Consider the following 22,286-nt stretch of genomic DNA (forward strand, 5'->3'; position numbering starts at 1 on the left):
GTTATCAGGGGGCGGCACTTAGTAAAAAGCCTCCGTTTCGGGAGGCTTTTAAGTGTTACAAGTCAAAATCGTAATCGGCCAATTGCTTCTGCAGTCGGCGCTCCTCCAGCAGATTGTCGATGGTGCGGCGTTTGCTCAGGTTGGTCTTTGCCACTTCCACTACCGGCTCAGCATCATCGGCCTCAACGGGAGTGAAGTCGTCTTCTACGTCCAATTGCTCTTTGCCAGTACTCATAAGGTTAACTCCAGGCTAAGGCTGCCTTTGGCGCTCCTTATATCGACAATTTCCCGGCGGGTAAAAAAGATTTTTTCAATCGATCAATCAAAAAAACTAATAGCGCCTCAATCGTCCGAGGTCTTTTGCTTGTATTCGCACAAATCCTCGATCCGGCAGCTGCCACAACGGGGCTTGCGGGCCAGGCAGACGTAGCGCCCATGGAGAATCAGCCAATGATGGGCGTCGAGCAGATATTCCTTCGGCACGAATTTCATCAGTTTTTGCTCCACCTCCACCACATTTTTGCCCGGAGCAATGCCGGTGCGGTTACTGACCCGGAAAATGTGAGTGTCCACGGCCATGGTTAGCTGACGAAAGGCGGTATTGAGCACCACGTTGGCGGTCTTGCGACCAACGCCGGGCAATGCCTCCAGTGCCTCGCGGGTCTGCGGCACTTCACCTCCATGGCGCTCCACCAGCAAGCGACAGGTTTCGATCACATTTTTTGCTTTGCTGTTGAACAGGCCGATGGTCTTGATGTACTCCGACAGCCCTTCGACGCCCAAGGCATGGATCGCCGCTGGCGTGTTGGCCACCGGAAACAGCTTGGCGGTGGCCTTGTTCACGCCGACATCGGTTGACTGCGCCGAGAGAATCACGGCGATCAGCAATTCGAACGCCGAGGAATAGGCCAGTTCGGTCTTCGGTTCAGGATTGTCTTCGTGAAACCTGCGGAAAATTTCAAGACGTTTTGCGGCATTCATGGGCGATGCGTTTCCTCGAAGGCGGTCAATGTGGGGCAGCCGGGCGGCGGGTCCAGGCTTGATGTGCGGCGATCAACAGTCCCAGCAGAATAAACCCGCCAGGGGCCAACGTGGCCAGATGCAGGCCACCGTCGGCGATCAGCGTCCAGCCTTGCCAGTCCGGTTGCGTGGCACCGGCCATCCAGGACAAATGGCTAGCGAGTGTCCCGTTGCCGATGAACTCGCGCAGCAGGCCCAAGCCCACCATCAAGGCGCCGAACAGGCCACACAGACGCAGTCGATCACGCCGTGGGCTCTGGAAAAAACCGTTATGTTCCAGCACGACGCATTGCAAGGCGATCAATCCTGCGTAGAAACCCAGATGCTGGTGCCATTGGAGCGACCAGGCTTGTGTGGCAAGTTCCGCGCAACTGGTCAGCGTGGCAGTCAGCAGCAGGCATGCCAGCAAATGTGTTGCCGGAATCATTCGCGAGCGCAAGACGCTCATGCTCACACCATAAGCACTGAGCACCAGGGCGAACATCAGCCACAAGCCCAGGGCCGTTACCAATGAATCAGTGACGCCGATCAACGGCGTAAGCATCAGCGAGTTCTGCAGGGTCGATGACTTATTCATGGGAGCTGCTCCCGATCAGCGGTTGCCGGTGTTCGTCGAAGTAGCGCAACGCATCATGGGTGGCATTGATCACCGCTCTTGAGGTGATGGTCGCGCCCGCGATCTGATCGAACTGCCCTTGGTCCTTTCTCAAGGCCCAGCCATTGTCATCGGGGTCGATCAGAGACTTGCCGGTAAACACCTGAAGCCAGGCATTGGGCCAGTCGGCGAGCTTGCCGCCCAGCCCCGGGGTTTCCGATTGCTTGAGCGTTTTGACCCCCACTAACTTGCCGTGGGGGTCGATGGCGATCAGCAAGTCAATGGAGCCGGCGTAGCCCAGAGTCTGGCTGCGCAGCAACACGGCGCTCGGTTGGCCAGCCTTGGACGCCAGGTAGCCCCCCAACAGTGTGCTGTTGGCCAGGCGAGTGCTTTCGAGGCTGAGGGGGTGTTCCAGTGGCTGATTGTCGTAGCTGCCGGGCGGTAGCAGATCCAGTAACTGGCGGCTGTCGATCAGGCGTTGTTCGGCGGCAATGCGCGCGGCGCTGGTGTGCTGCACGAGGTAAGTCGCGCCCATCCCCAGGCCCGCCAGCACTATCAGAATCACAACGCTCGTCGCTCGGTTCATGGGGCAACTTGCTCCTGCCTGGGCGCGGCAAACCGCTCCAGCGCCGGTACACAAAGGTTCATCAGCAGAACCGCAAAAGCCACGCCGTCCGGATAACCGCCCCACGTCCGAATCAGGTAAGTCAGTAACCCCACGCCTACGCCGAACAGTAATCGGGCCGTGGGGCTTTTCGCGCCGGATATCGGTTCTGTCACGATGAAGAAGGCACCCAGCATGCTTGCGCCGGTGAGCAGATGAAACAGTGGCGAGCCATGAGAGTCGGAGCCCGTACCGTTCCAACACAACAGGCTGATGACGAACAGGCTGGCGAGCATGCCGACCGGCGCATGCCAGCTGAATACCCGCCGCTGCAGCAGAAACGCACCGCCCGCCAGAAACGCCAGGTTGACCCATTCCACGCCTCGGCCGCCAAAACGGCCGAATGCCGGATTGCCGGCGAACAGTTCTTCCATGGTCAGGCTTTTGTTGATTCGCAGACTGTCCAGCGCCGTGGCCTGAGCCCAGGCATCGGGAGCCTGGCCAAAGCTGAAGCCAAACACCTGTTGCAACCCACCGAACAAATCCATGCCATGGGACGCCGGCCAATGGGTCATTTGCTGGGGAAACATCACCAGGACCAGCGCGAAACCGAGCATCGCCGGATTGAACGGATTCTTGCCGACGCCGCCATACAAGTGCTTGCCGAAAAACAGTCCGAACGCCGCAGCACTGACTGTCAGCCACCACGGGCAATAAGGCGGCAAGGCCAGTGCCAACAGCGTCGCACTGACCAGCGCACTGCCATCGCTCAACGTCGGTTTTGCCGGTTGCTTGCGCAGCTGCAATACCGTCGCTTCCACGGCCAATGCAGTAGCCGCCGCCAGAATCAGGTTGATCAATACGCCCCAGCCATACAGCCAGAACAACATCAGCATCCCCGGCACGGTGGCCAGCAATACCAGCTTCATGGCTTGCTGAAGGCGTTCGTCCACCGATTCAAGGGGTGACATAGGCATCCACCTGACGCTCGGCTTCGCTGAGCGCATGTTGCAACGCTTCGATCTGTTCGGCCGGCGCTTCGCTTATTTGGGCTTTCTTGAGTTCGGCGCGGCGCATGGCCAATTGGATCTTCGCCCGTTTCAACTCGGCATCTTTTGCCGGGGCAGGTGGCGCGGAGACCGGCGGTGCGCTGATCTCCAGTTGCGCCAGCGCCTGTTCGGCGGCTTCGAACTGCTGTTGCAGCACGATCAGTTGCGATTGCTGTTCGAAGGTTGGCGGATGCCCGAAGGCCTTGAGCGATTTGTTCAACTGCGCCCGACTCATCGCCAGATCGACCTTGGCCTTTTTCAATGCTGCATCGGCATTGTCGGCCTTCTGTGCGCGGACGCGCTCCAGTGCAGCCTGAACCGGGTCGAGCGTTACTTCGCTGTGCTGCACGGCGCGTTGGGCGCGGGCTTGGCGTTCGGCGTGTTTCTGTTCCTCTTCGCGATGCAAACGGGCATTGCGCTGTTCGAAACGGCGTCGCGCGTGATTGCGCTTGGCGGCCCGGGCCTGTTGTTCCTCCAGGCTGAACGCCAGCCCGCCGACAATCGGCAGCACCGTGGCCAGCGGTAACGGATGCATCTCGATGCAATCCACCGGGCAGGGCGCCACGCAGAGGTCGCAACCGGTGCATTCGTCGACGATGACTGTGTGCATGAATTTCGCCGCGCCGACAATGGCGTCGACCGGGCAGGCCTGAATGCACTTGGTGCAGCCGATGCATTCGGCTTCGCGGATGTAAGCGATCTGCGCGGGTGCCGAACCGCGACTGACGTCCAGTTCCAGCACCGGCACTTTCAGCAGGTCGGCCAGGGCCGCGATGGTTTCGCTGCCGCCCGGTGGGCACTTGTTGATCGGCTCGCCGCTGGCGATGCCTTCGGCGTAGGGTTTGCATCCGGGGTGGCCACACTTGCCGCATTGGGTCTGCGGCAAGAGGGCGTCGATGCGTTGAATCAGACTCATGTTTTGATCAGCCCGCTGAATCCGAGAAAAACCACCGCGATCAATCCGGCGCCGATCAATTCGATCGGCAGGCCGCGAAAGGGCAGGGGGATATCGTTATCGAGTGTGCGCTGGCGCAAGTCGCTGAACAGACTCAGTACCAGCCAGAAACCCAGCCCGGCGCCAAGGCTCAGGGCTATGGCGTGGAAAATTCCCTTGTCGTCTTGAGCGTTGAGCAATGTCAGCCCAAGCACCCCGGCATTCCCCAGCAGCAGGGGCCAGAGACCATCGAATGAAAGCTTTGCCAATAACCGTGAAAGCAGCTTCAGCAGCGGGCCGATCAGCAGAACGCTCAGCGGCAAGAACACGAACAGACGCAGCGACGTCAGCCCCAAAGGCACCAGTAGCCAGTAATAGAGCGCATAGCCAAGCGTGCCGGTGATCAGCATCAGACAAGTTGTCGCGATGCCTAGCGCGTGGACCTGTGGCCGCTCGCTGCCCAGCACCGGATCGACGCCCAGCGGCCAGTGCAACACGAGGTTGTTGATCAGGGCAGCGCTGATAAGCGTAAGAAGCAGTTCGGTCATGATCTGTCTACCTGAAGGGTCCGTATCCACACATTGCTGATGGCTGTTGAATAACTCCGTAGGAGCTGCCGAAGGCTGCGATCTTTTGATCTTGAAAGAGCAAAGTCAAAAGATCGCAGCCTTCGGCAGCTCCTGCAAGGTGAGGCCGGACTTCAGAGATAGTATGGGCCAGACATGAAAATCCCACAGTCGCGCCGGGCACGACTGTGGGATCGGTTTACCGCAGACCTTTACTTGATGCGCTGACCCGGCTTGGCGCCGCTGTCGGGGCTCAGCAGGTAGATTTCTTCACCGCCAGGACCAGCGGCCATCACCATGCCTTCGGAGATCCCGAATTTCATTTTGCGGGGCTTGAGGTTGGCGATCATCATGGTCAGGCGACCATTGAGCTTGGACGGGTCCGGGTAAGCGCTCTTGATCCCGGAGAACACGTTGCGTTGCTCGTCACCGATGTCCAGGGTCAGGCGCAGCAGTTTGTCGGCGCCTTCCACGGCTTCGGCCTTGACGATCAGCGCCACGCGCAGGTCTACGGCGGCAAAGGCGTCGAACTCGATCTCTGGCGACAGCGGATCCTTGGCCAGTTCACCGTTGCCTGCAGGTGCAGTTTCGCCGGTGTCGGTTGCGCTGGCGGTCAGGTCTTCTTTCGAGGCGTCGGTCATGGCTTGTACTTTTACCGGGTCGATGCGGGTCATCAACGGCTTGAACTCGTTCAGCTGATGATTGCTGAGTAAGGTCGCGTGGTCGTTCCAGGTCAGCGGGGCGACGTTCAGGAATGCCTCGGCATCAGCGGCCAGCAGCGGCAGTACCGGTTTGAGGAAAATCACCAGCTGGCGGAACAGGTTGATGCCCAAGGCGCAAATGGCCTGGACTTCATCCTGCTTGCCTTCCTGTTTGTTCAGCGACCACGGCGCCTTGTCGGCGATCCAGGCGTTGGCGCGGTCGGCCAGGCCCATGATTTCGCGCATGGCACGGGCAAAGTCGCGAGCTTCATAGGCTTCGGCAATGCTTGGCGTGGCGGCCAGGAAGGCATCGGTCAGTTCCGGCGCGGCGTTGCCGGCTACCAACACACCGGCGTTGCCTTTATGGATGAAACCGGCGCAACGGCTGGCGATGTTGACGACTTTGCCGACCAGGTCGGAGTTGACCTTCTGCACGAAGTCTTCGAGGTTCAGGTCCAGGTCGTCGACGCCACGGCTGAGCTTGGCGGCGTAGTAGTAGCGCAGGTATTCCGGCGACAGGTGATCCAGGTAAGTCCGCGCCTTGACGAACGTGCCGCGGGACTTGGACATCTTCTGGCCGTTGACAGTCAGGTAGCCGTGCACGTTGATGCCGGTCGGTTTGCGGAAACCGGAACCTTCAAGCATGGCTGGCCAGAACAGGGCGTGGAAGTTGACGATGTCCTTGCCGATGAAATGGTACAGCTCGGCGGTGGAATCCTTGCCCCAGAACGCATCGAAGTCCAGTTCCGGACGGCGAGCGCAGAGGTTCTTGAAGCTGGCCATGTAGCCGATTGGCGCATCCAGCCACACGTAGAAATACTTGCCCGGCTCGTCGGGAATCTCAAAGCCGAAGTACGGCGCATCGCGGGAAATGTCCCACTGTTGCAGGCCGGCATCCAGCCATTCGGCGATCTTGTTGGCCACGGCCTCTTGCAACGTGCCGCTGCGGGTCCAGGTTTGCAGCATTTCCTGGAAGTCCGGCAGCTTGAAGAAGAAGTGCTGGGAATCCTTGAGCACCGGGGTGGCGCCGGAGATTGCCGACTTCGGATCTTTGAGGTCGGTCGGCGCGTAGGTTGCACCGCATTTTTCGCAGTTGTCGCCGTACTGGTCTTCGGTGCCGCATTTCGGGCAGGTGCCCTTGATGAAGCGGTCGGCCAGGAACATTTTCTTTTCCGGGTCGAAGTACTGAGTGATCGAGCGCGTGGCGATGTGCCCGGCGTCGCGCAGCTTCAGGTAGATCTGGCTCGACAGCTCACGGTTTTCTTCAGCGTGAGTGGAGTGGAAGTTGTCGAAGTCCACCAGGAACTCGGCAAAGTCGGCACTGTGTTCAGCCTGGACATTGGCGATCAGTTGTTCCGGGGTGATGCCTTCCTTTTCCGCGCGCAGCATGATGGCCGAACCGTGGGCGTCGTCGGCGCAGACATAAATGCATTGATTACCGCGATGCTTCTGGAAGCGCACCCACATATCGGTCTGGATGTATTCCAGCATATGGCCGAGGTGGATCGAACCATTGGCATAGGGCAGGGCGCTGGTGACGAGGATCTTGCGTGGCTCGGACATGGGGCTCGGCTACTTGATGAAACGGAGGTCGGCCACTATAAAGCGCTGGCGCATATTTTTCACCCCGTGAGGTTGTTTCCTCCGATGATCGAATGAGTGGTGCCGGCAAAAGATCGCAGCCTTCGGCAGCTCCTACAAAAGCGATGTCATACGCAGGCCCTGTAGGAGCTGCCGAAGGCTGCGATCTTTTGATGGCATCCCGCCGAACGATCAGAACAGGTACGATACCCGCCTGATTTTCCAGTCTTGCTATCGGAGTTGCCCATGAGCGCCGTCAATCGCGCAGCGGTGGAAGCCGTCCTTCGCCAATACACCGACCCTTACCTGAACCAGGACCCGGTCAGCGCCGGGTGCGTGCGCAGCATCGACATCCAGGGTGATCGCGTCAGCGTCCAGCTGGAGCTGGGTTACGCCGCCGGTCTGTTCAAGAGCGGCTGGGCGCAGTTGCTGCAACTGGCCATCGAAGGCCTGGAAGGCGTCGTCACCGCGCGCGTCGAGATCACCAGTGTGATCGCCGCGCACAAGGCCCAGGCACAGATTCCGGGGCTGGCCAACGTCAAGAACGTCGTGGCCGTGGCGTCCGGCAAGGGTGGCGTGGGCAAGTCCACCACCGCTGCCAACCTGGCCCTCGCGCTGGCCCGTGAAGGCGCCAAAGTCGGGATTCTCGACGCGGATATCTACGGTCCGAGCCAAGGCATCATGTTCGGTATCCCCGAAGGCACCCGACCAAAGGTCAAGGATCAGAAGTGGTTCATTCCGATTGAATCCCATGGCGTCGAAGTGATGTCCATGGCCTTTCTGACCGACGACAACACGCCGATGGTCTGGCGTGGTCCGATGGTGTCCGGCGCCCTGTTGCAACTGGTCACGCAAACGGCCTGGGGCGACCTGGATTACCTGGTCATCGACATGCCGCCAGGCACCGGTGATATCCAGCTGACCCTGGCGCAGAAAGTCCCGGTGGCCGGTGCGGTAATCGTGACCACCCCACAGGATCTGGCATTGCTGGACGCGCGCAAGGGCGTGGAGATGTTCCGCAAGGTCAACATCCCTGTGCTGGGCGTGGTGGAAAACATGGCCGTGCACATCTGCTCCAACTGCGGGCATGCCGAGCATCTGTTCGGTGAGGGGGGCGGTGTGAAGCTGGCCAACCAGTACGGTGTCGAACTGTTGGCTTCGTTGCCACTGTCGATGCTGATCCGCGAACAGGCCGATGGCGGCAAGCCAACGGTGATCGCCGAGCCGGACAGTCAGATTGCGATGGTTTACCAGGAACTGGCCCGCCATGTCGGCGCGCGGATTGTGTTGCAGGAAGCGGTAACGCCGGCGATGCCGAACATTACCGTCAGCGACGATTGATTCGCTGAAAAAGGATCGCAGCTCCTACATGAATAGGCTTACACCTGTAGGAGCTGTCGAGCGAAGCGAGGCTGCGATCTTTTGATCTTGCTCTAGATCCGCAACCCGCCATCCAATTCCAGAATCCGACCGGTGTAGTAGTCGTTTTCGAAAATGTAGGCCGCCGACTGGGCGATCTCTTCAGGTTTACCCATGCGCTTGAGCGGAATCCCCGAAGTCATTTTCTCCAGCGCTTCCGGCTTCATGCTCAGGGTCATCTCGGTCTCGATGAAACCCGGCGCAATGCCTGCCACGCGAATGCCGTAGCGTGCCAGTTCCTTGGCCCAGGTCACGGTCGCCGCAGCGACACCGGCCTTGGCGGCGGAGTAGTTGGTCTGGCCAACGTTGCCGGCGCGCGAAATCGACGAGATATTGATGATCGCGCCGCTGTTATTCAGCTCGACCATTTTTGCCGCGACTTCACGGGTGCACAGGAACACACCGGTCAGATTGACGTCGATGACTGCCTGCCATTGAGCCAGACTCATCTTGGTCATTTCGCCGTCCTTGACCTTCAACAGCAGGCCGTCGCGCAGAATGCCGGCGTTGTTGATCAAGCCATGGATCGCACCGAAATCGTCGGCCACCTGGGCGGCCATGTGGGTCACTTGCTCTTCATCGGCGACGTTGCACAGGTAGGCGCGGGCCTCGACACCCTTGGCTTTGCACGCCGCGACGGCGGCGTCGAGTTTTTCCTGATTCAGGTCCACCAGCGCCAGCTTCGCGCCTTTGCCTGCGAGATACTCGGCCATGGAACGACCTAAACCCTGGCAACCGCCGGTGATAATGATTACTTTGTCAGTGAGTTGCATTCGCATAGCCCCATAGCAGATCGGAGTGGTTTTCCTTCTAGAGGGCCTCTCGATCTGAGCCTGATATGGCCTGGCTGCACATGAGAACTGCCCCTATGGCGTGCTGGAACTTTACCCAGGCGCCTGTCCGTTTTTTTGACGGATTCTATATAAGGAGTCATAAATTGAGCGTTGTAGTGGCTAAGCATGCCCGAGAATTGCTTCTCAAGGAATACCGTGGAGTGCTCTCGACGCACTCCAAATCGATGCCCGGTTTTCCGTTTGGCTCCGTGGTTCCTTACTGTCTGGACGAGCAGGGCCGGCCGCTGATCCTTATCAGCCGCATCGCTCAGCACACTCACAATCTGCAGAAAGATCCAAAATGTTCGCTGCTGGTGGGTGAGCGTGAAGCCGAAGACGTACAAGCCGTTGGTCGCCTGACTTACCTCGCCGAGGCAGAAAAGCTTCAAGACCCCGCTGCTATCGAAGCGGCGGCCGAGCGTTACTACCGCTATTTCCCTGATTCGCAGAACTATCACAAGGCCCATGATTTCGATTTCTGGGTGCTCAACGAGGTACGTCACCGCTACATCGGTGGCTTCGGTGCGATCCACTGGATTGATCAGTTGACCCTCGCCAATCCGTTCGCCGGCAAGGCCGAAGTGAGCATGGTCGAGCACATGAATGCCGATCACGCCAAAGCCATTGCGCACTACGTCGAGCTGGCGGGGCTGCCGAAAACCGCTCCGGCGCAATTGGCCGGCATCGACACCGAAGGCATGCACTTGCGCATCGGTCAGGGGCTCTACTGGCTGCCGTTTCAAACGCCCTGTAATACGCCGACACAAGTCCGGGAAGCCTTGGTTTTTCTGGCTCACGCCGAGCATTGGCCGAAAAATGAAGTGGCCGACGCTTGAATTCACGAAACGGCGACGTCATCTAGGGAAGACTGGCAAGGCATTCTTGCGTTGAGGAACCATTTGATGCGCCCTTTTTTATTGCTCTTTGTACTGTTCCCGGTGTTGGAGCTGTTCGTATTCGTCAAGGTCAGCGGGGCGATCGGGTTTTTCCCGGCCCTGCTGCTGATCATTCTCGGCTCGATGCTCGGCGTGTTCGTGCTGCGTATCGCCGGTCTGGCTACTGCGCTGCGCGCCCGTGAAAGCCTGAGCCGCGGCGAGCTGCCGGCTCAGACCATGCTCGAAGGACTGATGCTGGCCCTGGCGGGTGGTTTGTTGATCCTGCCGGGCTTCGTCACCGACGTGCTGGGTCTGATCATGTTGCTGCCGATCTCTCGTCGACTGCTGGCCAACAAAATGCGCCTGCGCGCCGAGGAACAAGCGATGCGTCAGCGTGCGTTCGCCGATGACCTTCAGCCACGGGGCGGTCCTGCTCCGCAGCAGCCACTGGGCCGTGAGCCCAATGTGATCGAAGGCGAGTTCGAACACCGCGACTCCAAGTAACACTTCCATCGATACGGCACCTTCGGGTGCCGTGTTCGTTTTCAGGGCGTAGAGGTAAAAATTTTTCGCTCCCCGCCCTTGAAATAAGCTTGTACGCCCTTATGTAACGGTCACCGCAAGGTTTCTGGCAATTGCGCCAGACAGACTTCCGCGGTTCGCTTGACGAACCGCACCCGGCTCCGCCGGATTTGTTAAACCCGCCGGGACTACACCGGCCGATGAAAACCACAATTAGGAGAGATCGACAATGAAGCTTCGTCCTCTGCATGACCGCGTCGTCGTCCGTCGCAGCGAAGAAGAAAAGAAAACCGCTGGCGGTATCGTCCTGCCAGGTTCGGCTGCTGAAAAGCCAAACCAGGGTGAAGTCCTCGCTGTAGGCCCAGGCAAAGCACTGGACAACGGTGAAGTGCGTGCGCTGGCCGTGAAAGTGGGTGACAAGGTTGTGTTCGGCCCTTACTCCGGCAGCAACACTGTGAAAGTTGACGGCGAAGACCTGCTGGTAATTGGCGAGAGCGAAATCCTCGCCGTTATCGAAGGCTGATTCCCCGCTCATTTTCCCGCTACTACAAAGTATTTAAGGAATATCGATCATGGCTGCTAAAGAAGTTAAATTCGGCGATTCCGCCCGCAAGAAAATGCTCGCCGGTGTCAACGTCCTGGCTGACGCAGTAAAAGCGACCCTGGGCCCTAAAGGCCGTAACGTGATCATCGAGAAGAGCTTCGGCGCTCCGACCATCACCAAGGACGGCGTGTCCGTTGCCAAAGAAATCGAGCTGAAAGATCGCTTCGAAAACATGGGCGCGCAGCTGGTCAAAGACGTTGCCTCCCGTGCCAACGATGACGCAGGCGACGGCACCACCACCGCTACCGTTCTGGCTCAATCGATCGTCAACGAAGGCCTGAAAGCCGTCGCTGCCGGCATGAACCCGATGGACCTGAAGCGCGGCATCGACAAAGCGACCATCGCTATCGTCAAAGAGCTGAAAGCCCTGTCCAAGCCTTGCGCTGACACCAAGGCCATCGCTCAGGTCGGCACCATCTCGGCCAACTCCGACAGCTCCATCGGCGACATCATTGCCGAAGCCATGGAAAAAGTCGGTAAAGAAGGCGTGATCACCGTTGAAGAAGGCTCGGGCCTGGAAAACGAACTGTCGGTTGTTGAAGGCATGCAGTTCGACCGTGGCTACCTGTCCCCGTACTTCGTCAACAAGCCAGAGACCATGACTGCCGAGCTGGACGGTCCGCTGATCCTGCTGGTCGACAAAAAGATCTCCAACATCCGCGAAATGTTGCCAGTACTGGAAGCCGTTGCCAAAGCCGGCCGTCCACTGCTGATCGTTGCCGAAGACGTTGAAGGCGAAGCCCTGGCGACTCTGGTTGTGAACAACATGCGTGGCATCGTTAAAGTCGCAGCCGTCAAGGCTCCAGGCTTCGGCGACCGTCGCAAGGCAATGCTGCAGGACATCGCTGTTCTGACTGGCGGTACCGTTATCTCCGAAGAGATCGGTCTGAGCCTGGAAAGCACTACCCTGGAACACCTGGGTAATGCCAAGCGCGTGATCCTGTCCAAAGAAAACACCACCGTGATCGACGGTGCCGGCGTTGAGGCTGATATCCAGGCTCGCGTTCTGCAGATCCGTCAGCAAGTGGCTGATACTTCGTCCGACTACGACCGTGAAAAACTGCAAGAGCGTCTGGCCAAACTGTCCGGCGGCGTTGCAGTGATCAAGGTTGGCGCTGGTTCCGAAGTTGAAATGAAAGAGAAGAAAGCCCGCGTTGAAGACGCCCTGCACGCTACCCGTGCAGCCGTTGAAGAAGGCGTGGTACCTGGCGGCGGCGTGGCACTGGTTCGCGCCCTGCAGGCTATCTCCGAGCTGAAAGGCGACAACGATGACCAGAACGTTGGCATCCAGTTGCTGCGTCGCGCTGTTGAAGCGCCACTGCGCCAGATCGTTGCCAACTCCGGCGACGAGCCAAGCGTAGTAGTCGACAAGGTCAAGCAGGGTTCGGGTAACTACGGTTACAACGCTGCTACCGGCGAATACGGCGACATGATCGAAATGGGTATCCTGGACCCGGCTAAAGTGACTCGTTCGGCTCTGCAAGCGGCTTCGTCGATTGCCAGCCTGATGATCACCACCGAAGCCATGATCGCCGAGATCAAGGAAGACGGCCCAGCTGGCGGCGGCATGCCAGACATGGGTGGTATGGGTGGCATGGGCGGCATGATGTAAGCCAGCCTTACCCCGTACATAAAAACCCCGTCTGCGTTGAGCAGGCGGGGTTTTTTATTGCCCGGAGTTTGTCCCGATCATGGGATCTACATCGGCCCCCTGTGGGAGCGGGCTTGCTCGCGAAAGCGGTCTGACATTCAACATCTTCGGTGAATGTTAAGCCGCCTTCGCGAGCAAGCCCGCTCCCACATTGGAATTGTGTTTCAGGTACTGACTGGTTGTGCCTTGGTGACTAGCTCAGCCTTGGAAGCTGGTCGATAAAGAATGTAGTAATACGCCCCCAAACAAATCAGCCAGCAGAAAATCGCCGTCCACACATTGTGCGAAAAGAAGTGCGCCCCCTGCATCATCCTGCTGAGGGAAAACACCGAGCCCAACGTGAAGGCCAGGACAAACGCCTTGCGCGCCAGGCGCGGACGACGGTCGCGCAGGACGAAGAACAGCGCAAACAACGTGAAGCCAGTCGCCGCATGACCGCCAGGCCAGCAGCGGCCCGGCTTGTCGGTGTGCGGGCGAGGGCTGAGCAGTTCGCTGTAGGTTTCGTGCCCGCCGAATTGCTCCAGGCTCCATGGGCATTGCACCGCCGTCACCGCTTTGACCGGGGTGACAAACGAGGTTGCCAGTGCCAGAGACAACACCAGGCAACCCAGTTCACGTTTGAACGGTTTGAGCCTTTCCATGAAAAAGGAGCCGATGAAGCCCAGGATGGCGAACACCGAAAAGGCGATGACCACTTGCTTGGCCCGGTCATGCAGGATGTTTTCCAGGAAGTAACTGTGCCGTCCGATGAACTCGCCTGCCACCGGGTCATAGAACCGCTTGGCAAGGTCCATGTCCAGGGACGTCAGTTCGAGCAGCAGCAGGGTGATCGCCGCAATGGCGGGCAATCCCAGGAATAGCCAGGCATTCATTGGCCTGGAAGCGGGGCGGGCAGCGGTCGAAGCCATGGCAATTCCTTGGTGAGTAAAATGTTCTGAAGAGCGCAACCGCGGGGAGTCTGTACACGCCGCTGTCGTCAGCCTGTGAATCGATGGTGAAAAAGTTGTTAACGCCGTCTCAGGCTTTTTTTGTCGGATTTACCCCTGCACGCCACCCTATCCCTGAGCCACACTTGGCCTTAAGCTGCGCGCCAAGACAGCCGTTACTGTGTACGGAGGAGGTGCCGATGCGAATTCTATTGGTTGAAGACAACCGCGATATCCTGGCCAACCTGGCCGATTATCTAGGGCTCAAGGGTTACACCGTGGATTGCGCGCAGGACGGTCTGTCAGGCCTGCACCTGGCGGCCACCGAGCATTACGACTTGATCGTGCTCGACATCATGCTGCCCGGCATCGACGGCTACACCCTGTGCAAACGCCTGCGCGAAGACGCCCGCCGCGACACGCCAGTGATCATGCTCACGGCGCGCGATCAACTGGATGACCGTTTGCAAGGTTTCAAATCCGGTGCCGACGACTACCTGATCAAACCCTTTGCCCTGTCCGAACTGGCCGCGCGGATCGAGGCGGTCATGCGCCGCGCCCAAGGGGGCGGTCGCAGAGCCTTGCAAGTCGGTGATCTGAGCTACGACCTCGATACCCTGGAAGTCACGCGCGAAGGCCGTCTGCTGAAACTCAACCCGGTGGGCCTGAAGCTGCTGGCCGTGTTAATGCAGAAAAGCCCCCATGTGTTACGCCGCGAGGTTCTCGAAGAGGCCCTGTGGGGCGATGACTGCCCGGACAGCGACAGCCTGCGCAGCCACGTCCATCAACTGCGCCAGGTGATCGACAAGCCGTTCGACAAGCCCTTGCTGCACACGGTGCATGGCGTCGGTTATCGCTTGGCCGAGGGCCGTGATGGAGTTTAAGCAGAGCCTTGCTCAACGGATCATCATCGCCTTTGCGTTGATGAGCGCACTGGTGGCGGGAGCCTTCGCCATGGGCATTGTGGCGACCGTGCACCTGGTGGAAGAGAAACTGATCTCGGCAGGTCTGGGCGGCGATTTGCAACGCCTGTTGCTGATGGACAGCGTGTCAGACTGGAGCCACCGTCCCGAGCCGGACCAGCTGTTCTATTTCAGCGGCGGGCCGGGCGACTTCGATTTGCCCAAGGATTTGCGGCACCTGGACTCGGGCTTTCATGAAGTCTTTCGCGAGCAGCTGTCGTACCACGCGATGGTCGAAATCGTCGACGGTCGGCGTTACGTACTGTTGCAGGACCAGAGCGATTTCGAAGAGCGTGAGCGGGTGCTGTTTGCCGTGGTGCTGGTGGGGTTCGTCCTGAGCCTGGCATTGGCGGTATTTCTTGGCTGGGTGCTGGCGCGCAAGGTCATGGCGCCGGTGGTACGACTGGCCCGTCAGGTGCGTCATCGCGATCAATTGCTGGGCCTGGCGCCACCACTGGCGCCGGATTATGCCGCCGATGAAGTGGGCGAACTGGCCGTGGCCTTCGACGCTACCCTGGGGCGCTTGCGTCAGGCGTTGACCCGTGAGCGATTGTTCACCAGTGACGTCAGCCACGAACTGCGCACACCGTTGATGGTGTTGGCCAGTTCCTGTGAGCTGTTGCTGGAAAACCCCGGTATCGATCAGCGCGGGCGCGCCCAGGTCGAGCGAATCGCCCGTGCGTGTGCCGAAATGCGTGAGCTGGTGCAAACCTTCCTCATGCTGGCTCGCGCTCAACATGAAGACGCCAGCATGGCCCCCCAGCAGACCCTGAGCCAAGTGGCCGACGGGCTACTCTCTCAATGGCGCGAGCCGATCGAAGCCAAGGGCCTGACGCTGAACTTTGAGCCGGGCAATCCGCCGGACACCCGCTATAACGCGACCCTTTTGCATGCGGTGATGGGCAACCTGTTGCGTAATGCGCTGCATTACACCGAGCACGGTTACATTCGCCTCGCCTTGACAGATACAGGGTTCGTGGTCGAGGACAGTGGTGTCGGCATTCCCGAGGAAAAACGCGAGGCGATGTTCGAGCCTTTCGTGCGTGGCAATGAGAAACGCGGTGAGGGCCTGGGGCTGGGACTGTCGCTGGTGCAGCGGATTTGCGAGAACCAGGGTTGGAGCGTCAGTTTGACGAACATGGAACCCAATGGTTGCCGTTTTCAGGTGGAGTTGAGTCTGTCCCGGATCTGATAGGGGGCCGAAAAGACCGCATTCGATCCTGTAAAACCTCGTAATAATTCCAGGTTTTACATGACAATTTTTTCACAAAGGCACGACCTGACGCTGACGCGGCGCTACCTAAGGTGGTAGTCATCAGACGTTCAGGAGACTGCAGTGATGGCTGGCCCGATCAAACTCGATTTTTCCGAAAAGTACGACGATCAACACGCACGAGAATATCTGCTCAAGCATCAGGATGGCCTCAGTCGCAAACTGTCCCATTGGCGTGACGAGCAACTGGCACGCAAGGCTCTGACTCTGGTTGGTGAACCGGGGCTGGTTCTCGATCTTCCGTGTGGCGCGGGGCGTTTCTGGCCATTGCTGGCGGAAAAACACAACCGTGTCATCATTGGAGCCGACAACTCGGAGTCCATGTTGAAGATTGCCATGCGGGCGCAACCCGCTGACGTCGTAAAACGGGTACAACCCTTGCACACTTCTGCATTCGACATTGCCTTGCCTGATAACGCCGTCGATAGCATTTTCTGCATGCGATTGCTCCATCACATCGGTGAAGCCGAGCATCGCCTGGCCATCCTGAGCGAATTCGAGCGCGTCACCCGTGACAGCGTGATTGTTTCGTTGTGGGTGGACGGCAATTTCAAAGCCTGGAAACGCAAACGCCTTGAGCAGACGCGTGAGCAGGAAAGTTACCAAAATCGATTTGTGTTACCGGCTGCCACGGTTGAAAAAGAATTCGAGCAGGCGGGTTTCCGTATCCAGGAGCAACTGGACTTTTTACCGCTCTACGCCATGTGGCGGGTCTATGTATTACGCAAGAGGTAACAAGATGGCAGTGCAGTGTGCAGCACAAACGGAAGTTGCTTCTCAGGACCGCTTTGACTACTTCTGGAACCTGCGCGGTGAATGGGTAGAAGAACCCAATGTCCGTCGTGGTGGAGAAAGTGGCGTGCAGCGCGTCATGGGCAGTGATGGACAGCTGCTCTACACCAAGCGTCAAACCGGGCATATCTATCGCAGCGGGTTACACCCGTTCGGCCGGCCAACAGTATTGCGCGAGCGCGATGCGCTCATTGGCCTGCGCCTGCTCGACGTTAGTGTTCCGGAAATCGTTTTCTGTGGGGCACAGCGTGATCCCGTGCATAAATGGCGCGCATTGCTGGTTACCAAGTCCCTGGATGGCTTCGAAGAAATCGAACACTGGTACGCGGGTGGCGGTCGGGAGCGTTATGGTGAGGCGGTGCATGATCGCGTATTGAAGGAGCTGGCCGACAACCTGGTCCGCATGCACAAGGGCCGTTGGCAGCACAGCTGCCTCTACATCAAGCACGTATTCGTGCGGGTAACCGGCGAGGGCGAGTCAGCCAAGGTCGAAATTGCCTTGATCGATCTGGAGAAATGTCGGCAGCGTTTGACCGCTCGTCAAGCGGCGACCCATGACCTGAAACAACTGCGTCGCCACTCGTCGTTCCGCGATACGGACTGGGAAAAACTCGTCTATTTTTATAAGACGGCGTTTGGCAGCGCTATCAAAGGCTTATAACAATGAAACTCGAAATTGCACGAGGTTTGTTTTTAGCCGGAGCCTTGGCAGTTACTTCATTGGCGGTGGCAGCGTGGGAGCAGCCCCGCACGCAAGTCCTCAGCTCCGTGCACGGTGACGCGCATTGTCCGTTGCCCCGGGTTGCCAAAGCACCCGTGGCTACTCAACCCGATCATGACTTGTTACTGTTCATGTTCGGACTCTCTCAGGGACTGAGGCCACAAAGTTGAACAGATTGAAGCCCAAATAAAAGGCCTCGCAAATGCGAGGTCTTTTGCTTTTTGACGTCGATCGTTCCCACGCTCTGCGTGGGAATGCCTCTACGGACGCTCCGCGTTCGGCTTTGGATGGGACGCGGAGCATCCCGGCTGCATTCCCACGCAGAGCGTGGGAACGATCGTGTAGGAACTGCCGAAGGCTGCGATCTTTTGACGTTAAGGTTTATCAGGCTTGGCCAGCAACGTGTAGATGCACGGCAACACGAACAAGGTGAACAGCGTCCCGATCGACATCCCCGTCGCGATCACCGTGCCGATGTCGAACCGGCTGACCGCTCCCGCGCCCGTGGCGATGATCAACGGCACCATGCCGAACACCATCGCCGCCGTGGTCATCAATACGGGACGCAGACGAATGGCCGCCGCTTCCTCCACCGCTTCGCGAGGCGACAAGCCCTTCTCCTTGCGTAGCTGGTTGGCGAACTCGACGATCAGAATCCCGTGCTTGCTGATCAGCCCGATCAACGTCACCAATCCCACTTGGGTATAGATGTTCATGCTCGACCAGCCAAGGAATAACGGGATCAACGCGCCACAGATCGACAGCGGCACGGTGACCAGAATCACCAATGGGTCGCGGAAGCTTTCGAACTGGGCCGCCAGCACCAGGAAGATGATCGCCAGCGCCAAGGCAAAGGTGACCCACAGCGCGCTGCCTTCCTGAACGTATTGCCGTGACGCACCGGCATAGTCGACGGCATAACCCGCCGGCGCTTCCTCCCGGGCGATCTGGCGCACGGTGTCGATGGCTTCACCCATGCTGACCAGCGGGACCCCGGAAAGAATCGCCGAGTTGAGTTGCTGGAACTGGTTCAACTGGCGCGGGCGCGCCCGGTCGGTCACGGTGATCAGGGTCGATAGGGGCAGCAATTCGCCCTTGGTGTTCTTGACGTAATAATGGTTCAGCCAGTCGGGGTTATCCCGGAAGGGCCGTTCCACCTGTGCAATGACTTTGTAGCTGCGACCTTCGATGGTGAAACGGTTGATCTCCGCTTCACCCAGCAACGTCGCGAGGGTGCCGCCCAGGTCTTGCATCGACACACCCATCTGTGCGGCCTTGGCGCGATCGATATCCACCACGACTTCGGGTTTGTCGAAGGCCAGGTCGACGTCGACAAAGGCAAACTTGCCGGACTCCATCGCTCTTTTTTTCACCCGGTCCGTCACTTCCAGCAATGACTCATAGCTGTTGGCCGAGTTGATCACGAATTGAAACGGCAAGCCTTCACCCGTGCCCGGCAGGGAAGGCAGGTTGAAGCCGAAGATTTGCAAGCCCGGAATGCTCTCCAGTTTGGCCTGGACCTCGGGCAGGATCTGCATTTGGGTCCGGTCGCGTTCGTTCCAGGGTTTGAGCAGGAAGCCGCCGATCCCCGATTGCACGCCATTGAAGCCGTTGATCTGGAACGAGGAGTAGTACTCGGGGAACTCCTTGAAAATCGCGAGGAACTCGTCGGTGTAGGTGTTCAGGTAGTCGAGGTTGGCCGGTTGCGGGGCATTGGCCATCATGAATATGACGCCCTGGTCCTCGTTCGGCGCCAGTTCCGACTGGGTGAATTTGAGCAGGACCGGAATCAGGCACAGCACGATCACCGCGAACACCAGCACCACCGGCCGGGTGTTGAGGGTGCCATGAAGCACACTCTGGTAACGGCGCTTGAGGCCTTCGAAGATCACGTCCAGGCGATGGGCAAGGCCGCTGGGGTTTTCATCGTGGCGCAGCAGCAGGGCGCACATCATCGGCGACAGTGTCAGGGCAACAACGCCGGAAATCACCACCGCCCCGGCCAGGGTCAGGGCGAACTCCTTGAACAGCGCTCCCGTCAGGCCGGTCAGGAAGCCGATCGGCGCATAGACCGCCGCCAAGGTAATGGTCATCGACACCACCGGCATGGCGATTTCCGCAGCGCCTTCAATCGCGGCATCCAGCGGTGTCTTGCCTTCTTCAATGTGCCGATGGATGTTTTCCACCACCACGATGGCGTCGTCCACCACCAGCCCGATGGCCAATACCATCGCCAGTAAGGTCAGCAGGTTGATCGAGTAGCCCATCATCTGCATGAAGAACATCACGCCGATCATCGACAGCGGAATGGTGACCACCGGGATCACCACCGAGCGCAGGGCGCCGAGGAACAGGAACACCACCACGATCACGATCAGCACCGCTTCGAACAGGGTTTTCACCACTTCGTCGATGGAGGCCTGGATGAACAGCGTGGCGTCGTAGGCGATTTCACCTTTCAGGTTCGGCGGCAACTGGGCTTCCAGTTCCGGCATGATCTTGCGCACTTCCCTGATCACGTCCAGCGGGTTGGCGCCGGGCGTGGCCTTGATGCCGATGTACACCGAGGGCGTGCCGCCGAAGGAACTGATGGTGTTGTAGTTCTCTGCGCCCATCTCGACCCGCGCCACGTCCCGCAGCAGTACGCGACTGTCGCCCTCGACCTTGAGCGGGATCGCGCCAAAGGCCTCGGCGGATTTGAGTTCGGTGTTGGCGTTGATGCTGGTGACCACATACTCGCCTTTCACTTCGCCGGCGGCGGAGAGGAAGTTGTATTGGCGTACGGCGTTGGTCACGTCGCTGGCGCTCAGGCCGAAACCGGCGAGTTTCACCGGGTCCAGCCACAGGCGCATGGCGAACACCTGGTTGCCGAGAATCTCGGCTTCGGCCATGCCCGGCAAGGTCGCCAGTTTCGGCTGGATGACCCGTGACAGGTAATCGGTGATCTGCGGATTGCTCAGCTCGTCGCTGAAGAAGCTGATGTACATCAGCGCCGAGGCGTCGGCGGCTTCCTTGCTCAGTACCGGGTCTTCGGCGTCCTGGGGCAGCTGGTTCTTGACCTCGTTGGCCTTGGCCAGCAGTTCGGTGAACAAGCGGTCGCTGTTGGAACCGATGCGCGCGTAGATCGAGATCACCGAGAAGTTCTGGCGGCTGACCGAGGTCATGTAGTCGATGCCTTCGGCGCTGGCCAGGCTCTGCTGCATCGGTTGGGTGATGTAACCCTGGATGGTTTCGGCGTTGGCCCCGGGGTAAGCGGTGGTCACCGTGATCAGGGCGTTTTCCATTTGCGGGTATTGGCGCAGCGGCAACTTGCTCCAGGCCTGGAAGCCCAGCAGCACAATCAACAGGCTGACCACGGTGGCGAGCACCGGGCGGCGGATGAACGGATCGGTAAAAGCCATGGGGATTCCTTGATCAGTCAGCGCGCGGCTGACTGCTCTTCTCGGCTAGGGTCTTGTCGTCGCTGATGGCAATGTGTGCGCCGTGGTCCAGTTTGATCTGGCCCCCCGTGACCACTTTTTCGCCGTTCTGCACGCCTTTGGTGATCATGACCATCCCGTCGCGGCGTTCGCCGGTTTCGACGAAGCGTCGTTCGGCGATCAGAATCGGTTCGCCCTTGTCGTCTTTTTCGAGGCTGCCGTCTTCGGCCTTTTTCTGCGCGACGACGTACAGCGAGTTGCCATAAAGGGTGTAGGTGATCGCGTTTTCCGGCACGACGATGCGTGGCTGCGGATCAGGCAACATCACCTGCAGGCTGGCGAACATCCCCGGCAACAGTTTGCCATCGGGGTTGGCCAGGGTAGCGCGCACCAGCACGTTGCGGGTGCTGCTCTCGACCTTCGGGTTGATTGCACTGATGGTCCCGGGGAAACTCTGCGTCGGGTAGGCCGAGACGATGACCTGTACCGGTTGGCCGAGTGCGATTTTCGGCACCGATTGCTCGGGCACGAAGAAGTCGACGTAGAGGCTGCTGATGTCTTGCAGGGTGGCGATCATCGTGCCGCTGGCCACGTAGTCGCCAACGTCTACCTGACGAATGCCGATGGTCCCGCTGAACGGGGCGAGGATGCGTTTTCTCTCCAGTGCCGCCTTGAGCTGATTGACCGTGGCACGGCTCTTTTGCAACACCGCCGAGAGTCGGTCGAACTCGCCTTTGGAAATAGCCTGGCTGCCCACCAATTGGCTGCCGCGTCCGTAATCCAGTTGCGCCAATCCCAGGTCGGCTTGAGCGGTTGCCAGCAGGGCAGTTTCAACGGCGGTGTCGAGTTGCAGGATCGGCTGACCGGCCTTGACCTTCTGCCCGGACTCGAATTGCACCTCTTTGACAGTGCCGGCGATCTCCAGGCTCAGGTCGACCCCTTGCAGCGCCGTGAGGGTGCCGACCGTTGGCAAGCGGCTTTGCCACGGACGTTCGGTGGCGGTGGCCACGGCGACGCTTATCGGCGGTTTCGGCGCGGAGAAGCCTTGCATCATCGTGTAGATAGAGAAGGCTTTGTAACCGGCCAGGACCAGCACGATTAGCAGAACAACACCCAACATGATCAGCATGCGGCGACGCAGCATATATCCAGTTCCTTGGAGAAAATCAGGTGAGACAGGCGGGAACATTACTCCCACTGCGAAGGGGATTCCAATGGATGTTTTTTGCGTGATCTTAC

The 22,286-nt window shown here is 59.1% G+C and carries 22 protein-coding genes; 10 read left to right on the plus strand and 12 right to left on the minus strand.

Features of this window, described 5'->3' with window-relative positions; genetic code table 11:
• Positions 1–55 precede the first annotated feature (55 nt).
• From F6R97_RS20875 to metG, 8 genes are all read right to left on the minus strand, one after another.
• Positions 56–235: a PA3496 family putative envelope integrity protein gene (locus F6R97_RS20875; RefSeq protein ID WP_007898493.1), complete on the minus strand. Its 180-nt coding sequence runs from the start codon at positions 233–235 to the stop codon at positions 56–58.
• Positions 236–342: 107 nt separating this feature from the next.
• A complete protein-coding gene (gene nth / locus F6R97_RS20880) occupies positions 343–981 on the minus strand; it encodes an endonuclease III (protein ID WP_253553524.1) in 639 nt (212 codons plus the stop codon).
• 25 nt (positions 982–1,006) lie between these two features.
• Positions 1,007–1,597: an Rnf-Nqr domain containing protein gene (locus tag F6R97_RS20885; protein ID WP_038981877.1), complete on the minus strand. Its 591-nt coding sequence runs from the start codon at positions 1,595–1,597 to the stop codon at positions 1,007–1,009.
• Positions 1,590–2,201, minus strand: coding sequence for an RnfABCDGE type electron transport complex subunit G (locus tag F6R97_RS20890; RefSeq protein WP_315867018.1), 612 nt, complete (start codon positions 2,199–2,201; stop codon positions 1,590–1,592). Before F6R97_RS20890 ends, F6R97_RS20885 begins: the two co-directional genes overlap by 8 nt.
• Positions 2,198–3,190 carry an RnfABCDGE type electron transport complex subunit D gene (locus tag F6R97_RS20895; RefSeq protein ID WP_315867019.1) on the minus strand — a complete coding sequence of 331 codons (993 nt, stop codon included), beginning with the start codon at positions 3,188–3,190 and terminating at the stop codon, positions 2,198–2,200. The genes F6R97_RS20890 and F6R97_RS20895 overlap by 4 nt, the downstream gene beginning before the upstream one ends.
• Positions 3,177–4,184 carry an electron transport complex subunit RsxB gene (gene rsxB, locus F6R97_RS20900; protein ID WP_315867020.1) on the minus strand — a complete coding sequence of 336 codons (1,008 nt, stop codon included), beginning with the start codon at positions 4,182–4,184 and terminating at the stop codon, positions 3,177–3,179. Before rsxB ends, F6R97_RS20895 begins: the two co-directional genes overlap by 14 nt.
• The gene (locus F6R97_RS20905; protein ID WP_038981881.1) at positions 4,181–4,750 is read right to left on the minus strand and encodes an Rnf-Nqr domain containing protein; all 570 of its coding nucleotides are present in this window, start codon (positions 4,748–4,750) and stop codon (positions 4,181–4,183) included. The genes rsxB and F6R97_RS20905 overlap by 4 nt, the downstream gene beginning before the upstream one ends.
• 230 nt (positions 4,751–4,980) lie before the next feature.
• The gene (metG, locus tag F6R97_RS20910) at positions 4,981–7,032 is read right to left on the minus strand and encodes a methionine--tRNA ligase (protein ID WP_048395569.1); all 2,052 of its coding nucleotides are present in this window, start codon (positions 7,030–7,032) and stop codon (positions 4,981–4,983) included.
• A 264-nt stretch (positions 7,033–7,296) separates the two neighbouring features.
• Between metG and apbC the strand changes: the two genes are divergently transcribed.
• The gene (gene apbC, locus F6R97_RS20915; RefSeq protein ID WP_315867021.1) at positions 7,297–8,391 is read left to right on the plus strand and encodes an iron-sulfur cluster carrier protein ApbC; all 1,095 of its coding nucleotides are present in this window, start codon (positions 7,297–7,299) and stop codon (positions 8,389–8,391) included.
• A gap of 92 nt (positions 8,392–8,483) precedes the next feature.
• Here apbC and F6R97_RS20920 read toward each other — a convergent pair whose 3' ends face one another.
• Positions 8,484–9,242 carry an SDR family oxidoreductase gene (locus F6R97_RS20920; protein ID WP_038981884.1) on the minus strand — a complete coding sequence of 253 codons (759 nt, stop codon included), beginning with the start codon at positions 9,240–9,242 and terminating at the stop codon, positions 8,484–8,486.
• Positions 9,243–9,406: 164 nt separating this feature from the next.
• Between F6R97_RS20920 and F6R97_RS20925 the strand changes: the two genes are divergently transcribed.
• The 4 genes from F6R97_RS20925 (at position 9,407) to groL (ending at position 12,915) form a co-directional block, all read left to right on the plus strand.
• Entirely contained in the window at positions 9,407–10,138 is a 732-nt protein-coding gene (locus tag F6R97_RS20925; RefSeq protein ID WP_038981885.1) for a HugZ family protein, read from the plus strand.
• A 66-nt stretch (positions 10,139–10,204) separates the two neighbouring features.
• Positions 10,205–10,681 carry an FxsA family protein gene (locus tag F6R97_RS20930; RefSeq protein WP_048395571.1) on the plus strand — a complete coding sequence of 159 codons (477 nt, stop codon included), beginning with the start codon at positions 10,205–10,207 and terminating at the stop codon, positions 10,679–10,681.
• Between the two features lie 247 nt (positions 10,682–10,928).
• Complete coding sequence (locus F6R97_RS20935) at positions 10,929–11,222, plus strand: co-chaperone GroES (protein ID WP_007898444.1); 294 nt, start codon at positions 10,929–10,931, stop codon at positions 11,220–11,222.
• Positions 11,223–11,271: 49 nt separating this feature from the next.
• Positions 11,272–12,915 (plus strand): chaperonin GroEL, encoded by a 1,644-nt coding sequence (gene groL / locus F6R97_RS20940; RefSeq protein WP_008155543.1) that lies wholly within the window; start codon positions 11,272–11,274, stop codon positions 12,913–12,915.
• Between the two features lie 203 nt (positions 12,916–13,118).
• On the opposite strand, the gene F6R97_RS20945 is transcribed toward groL, so the two are convergent.
• On the minus strand, positions 13,119–13,862 hold the full coding sequence (locus F6R97_RS20945; protein ID WP_048395575.1) for a phosphatase PAP2 family protein: 744 nt from the start codon (positions 13,860–13,862) through the stop codon (positions 13,119–13,121).
• Between the two features lie 218 nt (positions 13,863–14,080).
• On the opposite strand from F6R97_RS20945, the gene colR reads away from it, so the two are divergent.
• The 5 genes from colR (at position 14,081) to F6R97_RS20970 (ending at position 17,798) form a co-directional block, all read left to right on the plus strand.
• The gene (colR, locus tag F6R97_RS20950) at positions 14,081–14,764 is read left to right on the plus strand and encodes a two-component system response regulator ColR (protein WP_008069526.1); all 684 of its coding nucleotides are present in this window, start codon (positions 14,081–14,083) and stop codon (positions 14,762–14,764) included.
• Positions 14,754–16,034, plus strand: a complete 1,281-nt coding sequence (locus tag F6R97_RS20955) for a sensor histidine kinase (RefSeq protein WP_038981888.1) — start codon at positions 14,754–14,756, stop codon at positions 16,032–16,034. Before colR ends, F6R97_RS20955 begins: the two co-directional genes overlap by 11 nt.
• A gap of 147 nt (positions 16,035–16,181) precedes the next feature.
• Positions 16,182–16,850 (plus strand): class I SAM-dependent methyltransferase, encoded by a 669-nt coding sequence (locus tag F6R97_RS20960; RefSeq protein ID WP_038981889.1) that lies wholly within the window; start codon positions 16,182–16,184, stop codon positions 16,848–16,850.
• 4 nt (positions 16,851–16,854) lie between these two features.
• Positions 16,855–17,568 (plus strand): lipopolysaccharide kinase InaA family protein, encoded by a 714-nt coding sequence (locus F6R97_RS20965; RefSeq protein WP_038981890.1) that lies wholly within the window; start codon positions 16,855–16,857, stop codon positions 17,566–17,568.
• A gap of 2 nt (positions 17,569–17,570) precedes the next feature.
• Positions 17,571–17,798, plus strand: a complete 228-nt coding sequence (locus tag F6R97_RS20970) for a hypothetical protein (RefSeq protein WP_080772094.1) — start codon at positions 17,571–17,573, stop codon at positions 17,796–17,798.
• Between the two features lie 204 nt (positions 17,799–18,002).
• Here the strand turns inward: F6R97_RS20970 and F6R97_RS20975 are convergent, their stop codons facing one another.
• Positions 18,003–21,029, minus strand: a complete 3,027-nt coding sequence (locus F6R97_RS20975) for a multidrug efflux RND transporter permease subunit (RefSeq protein ID WP_315867022.1) — start codon at positions 21,027–21,029, stop codon at positions 18,003–18,005.
• Positions 21,030–21,042: 13 nt separating this feature from the next.
• On the minus strand, positions 21,043–22,191 hold the full coding sequence (locus F6R97_RS20980; RefSeq protein WP_038981892.1) for an efflux RND transporter periplasmic adaptor subunit: 1,149 nt from the start codon (positions 22,189–22,191) through the stop codon (positions 21,043–21,045).
• Positions 22,192–22,286 lie beyond the last annotated feature (95 nt).

The sequence above is a fragment of the Pseudomonas sp. JV414 genome, assembly GCF_032424305.1.
Lineage (GTDB): Bacteria > Pseudomonadota > Gammaproteobacteria > Pseudomonadales > Pseudomonadaceae > Aquipseudomonas > Aquipseudomonas lini.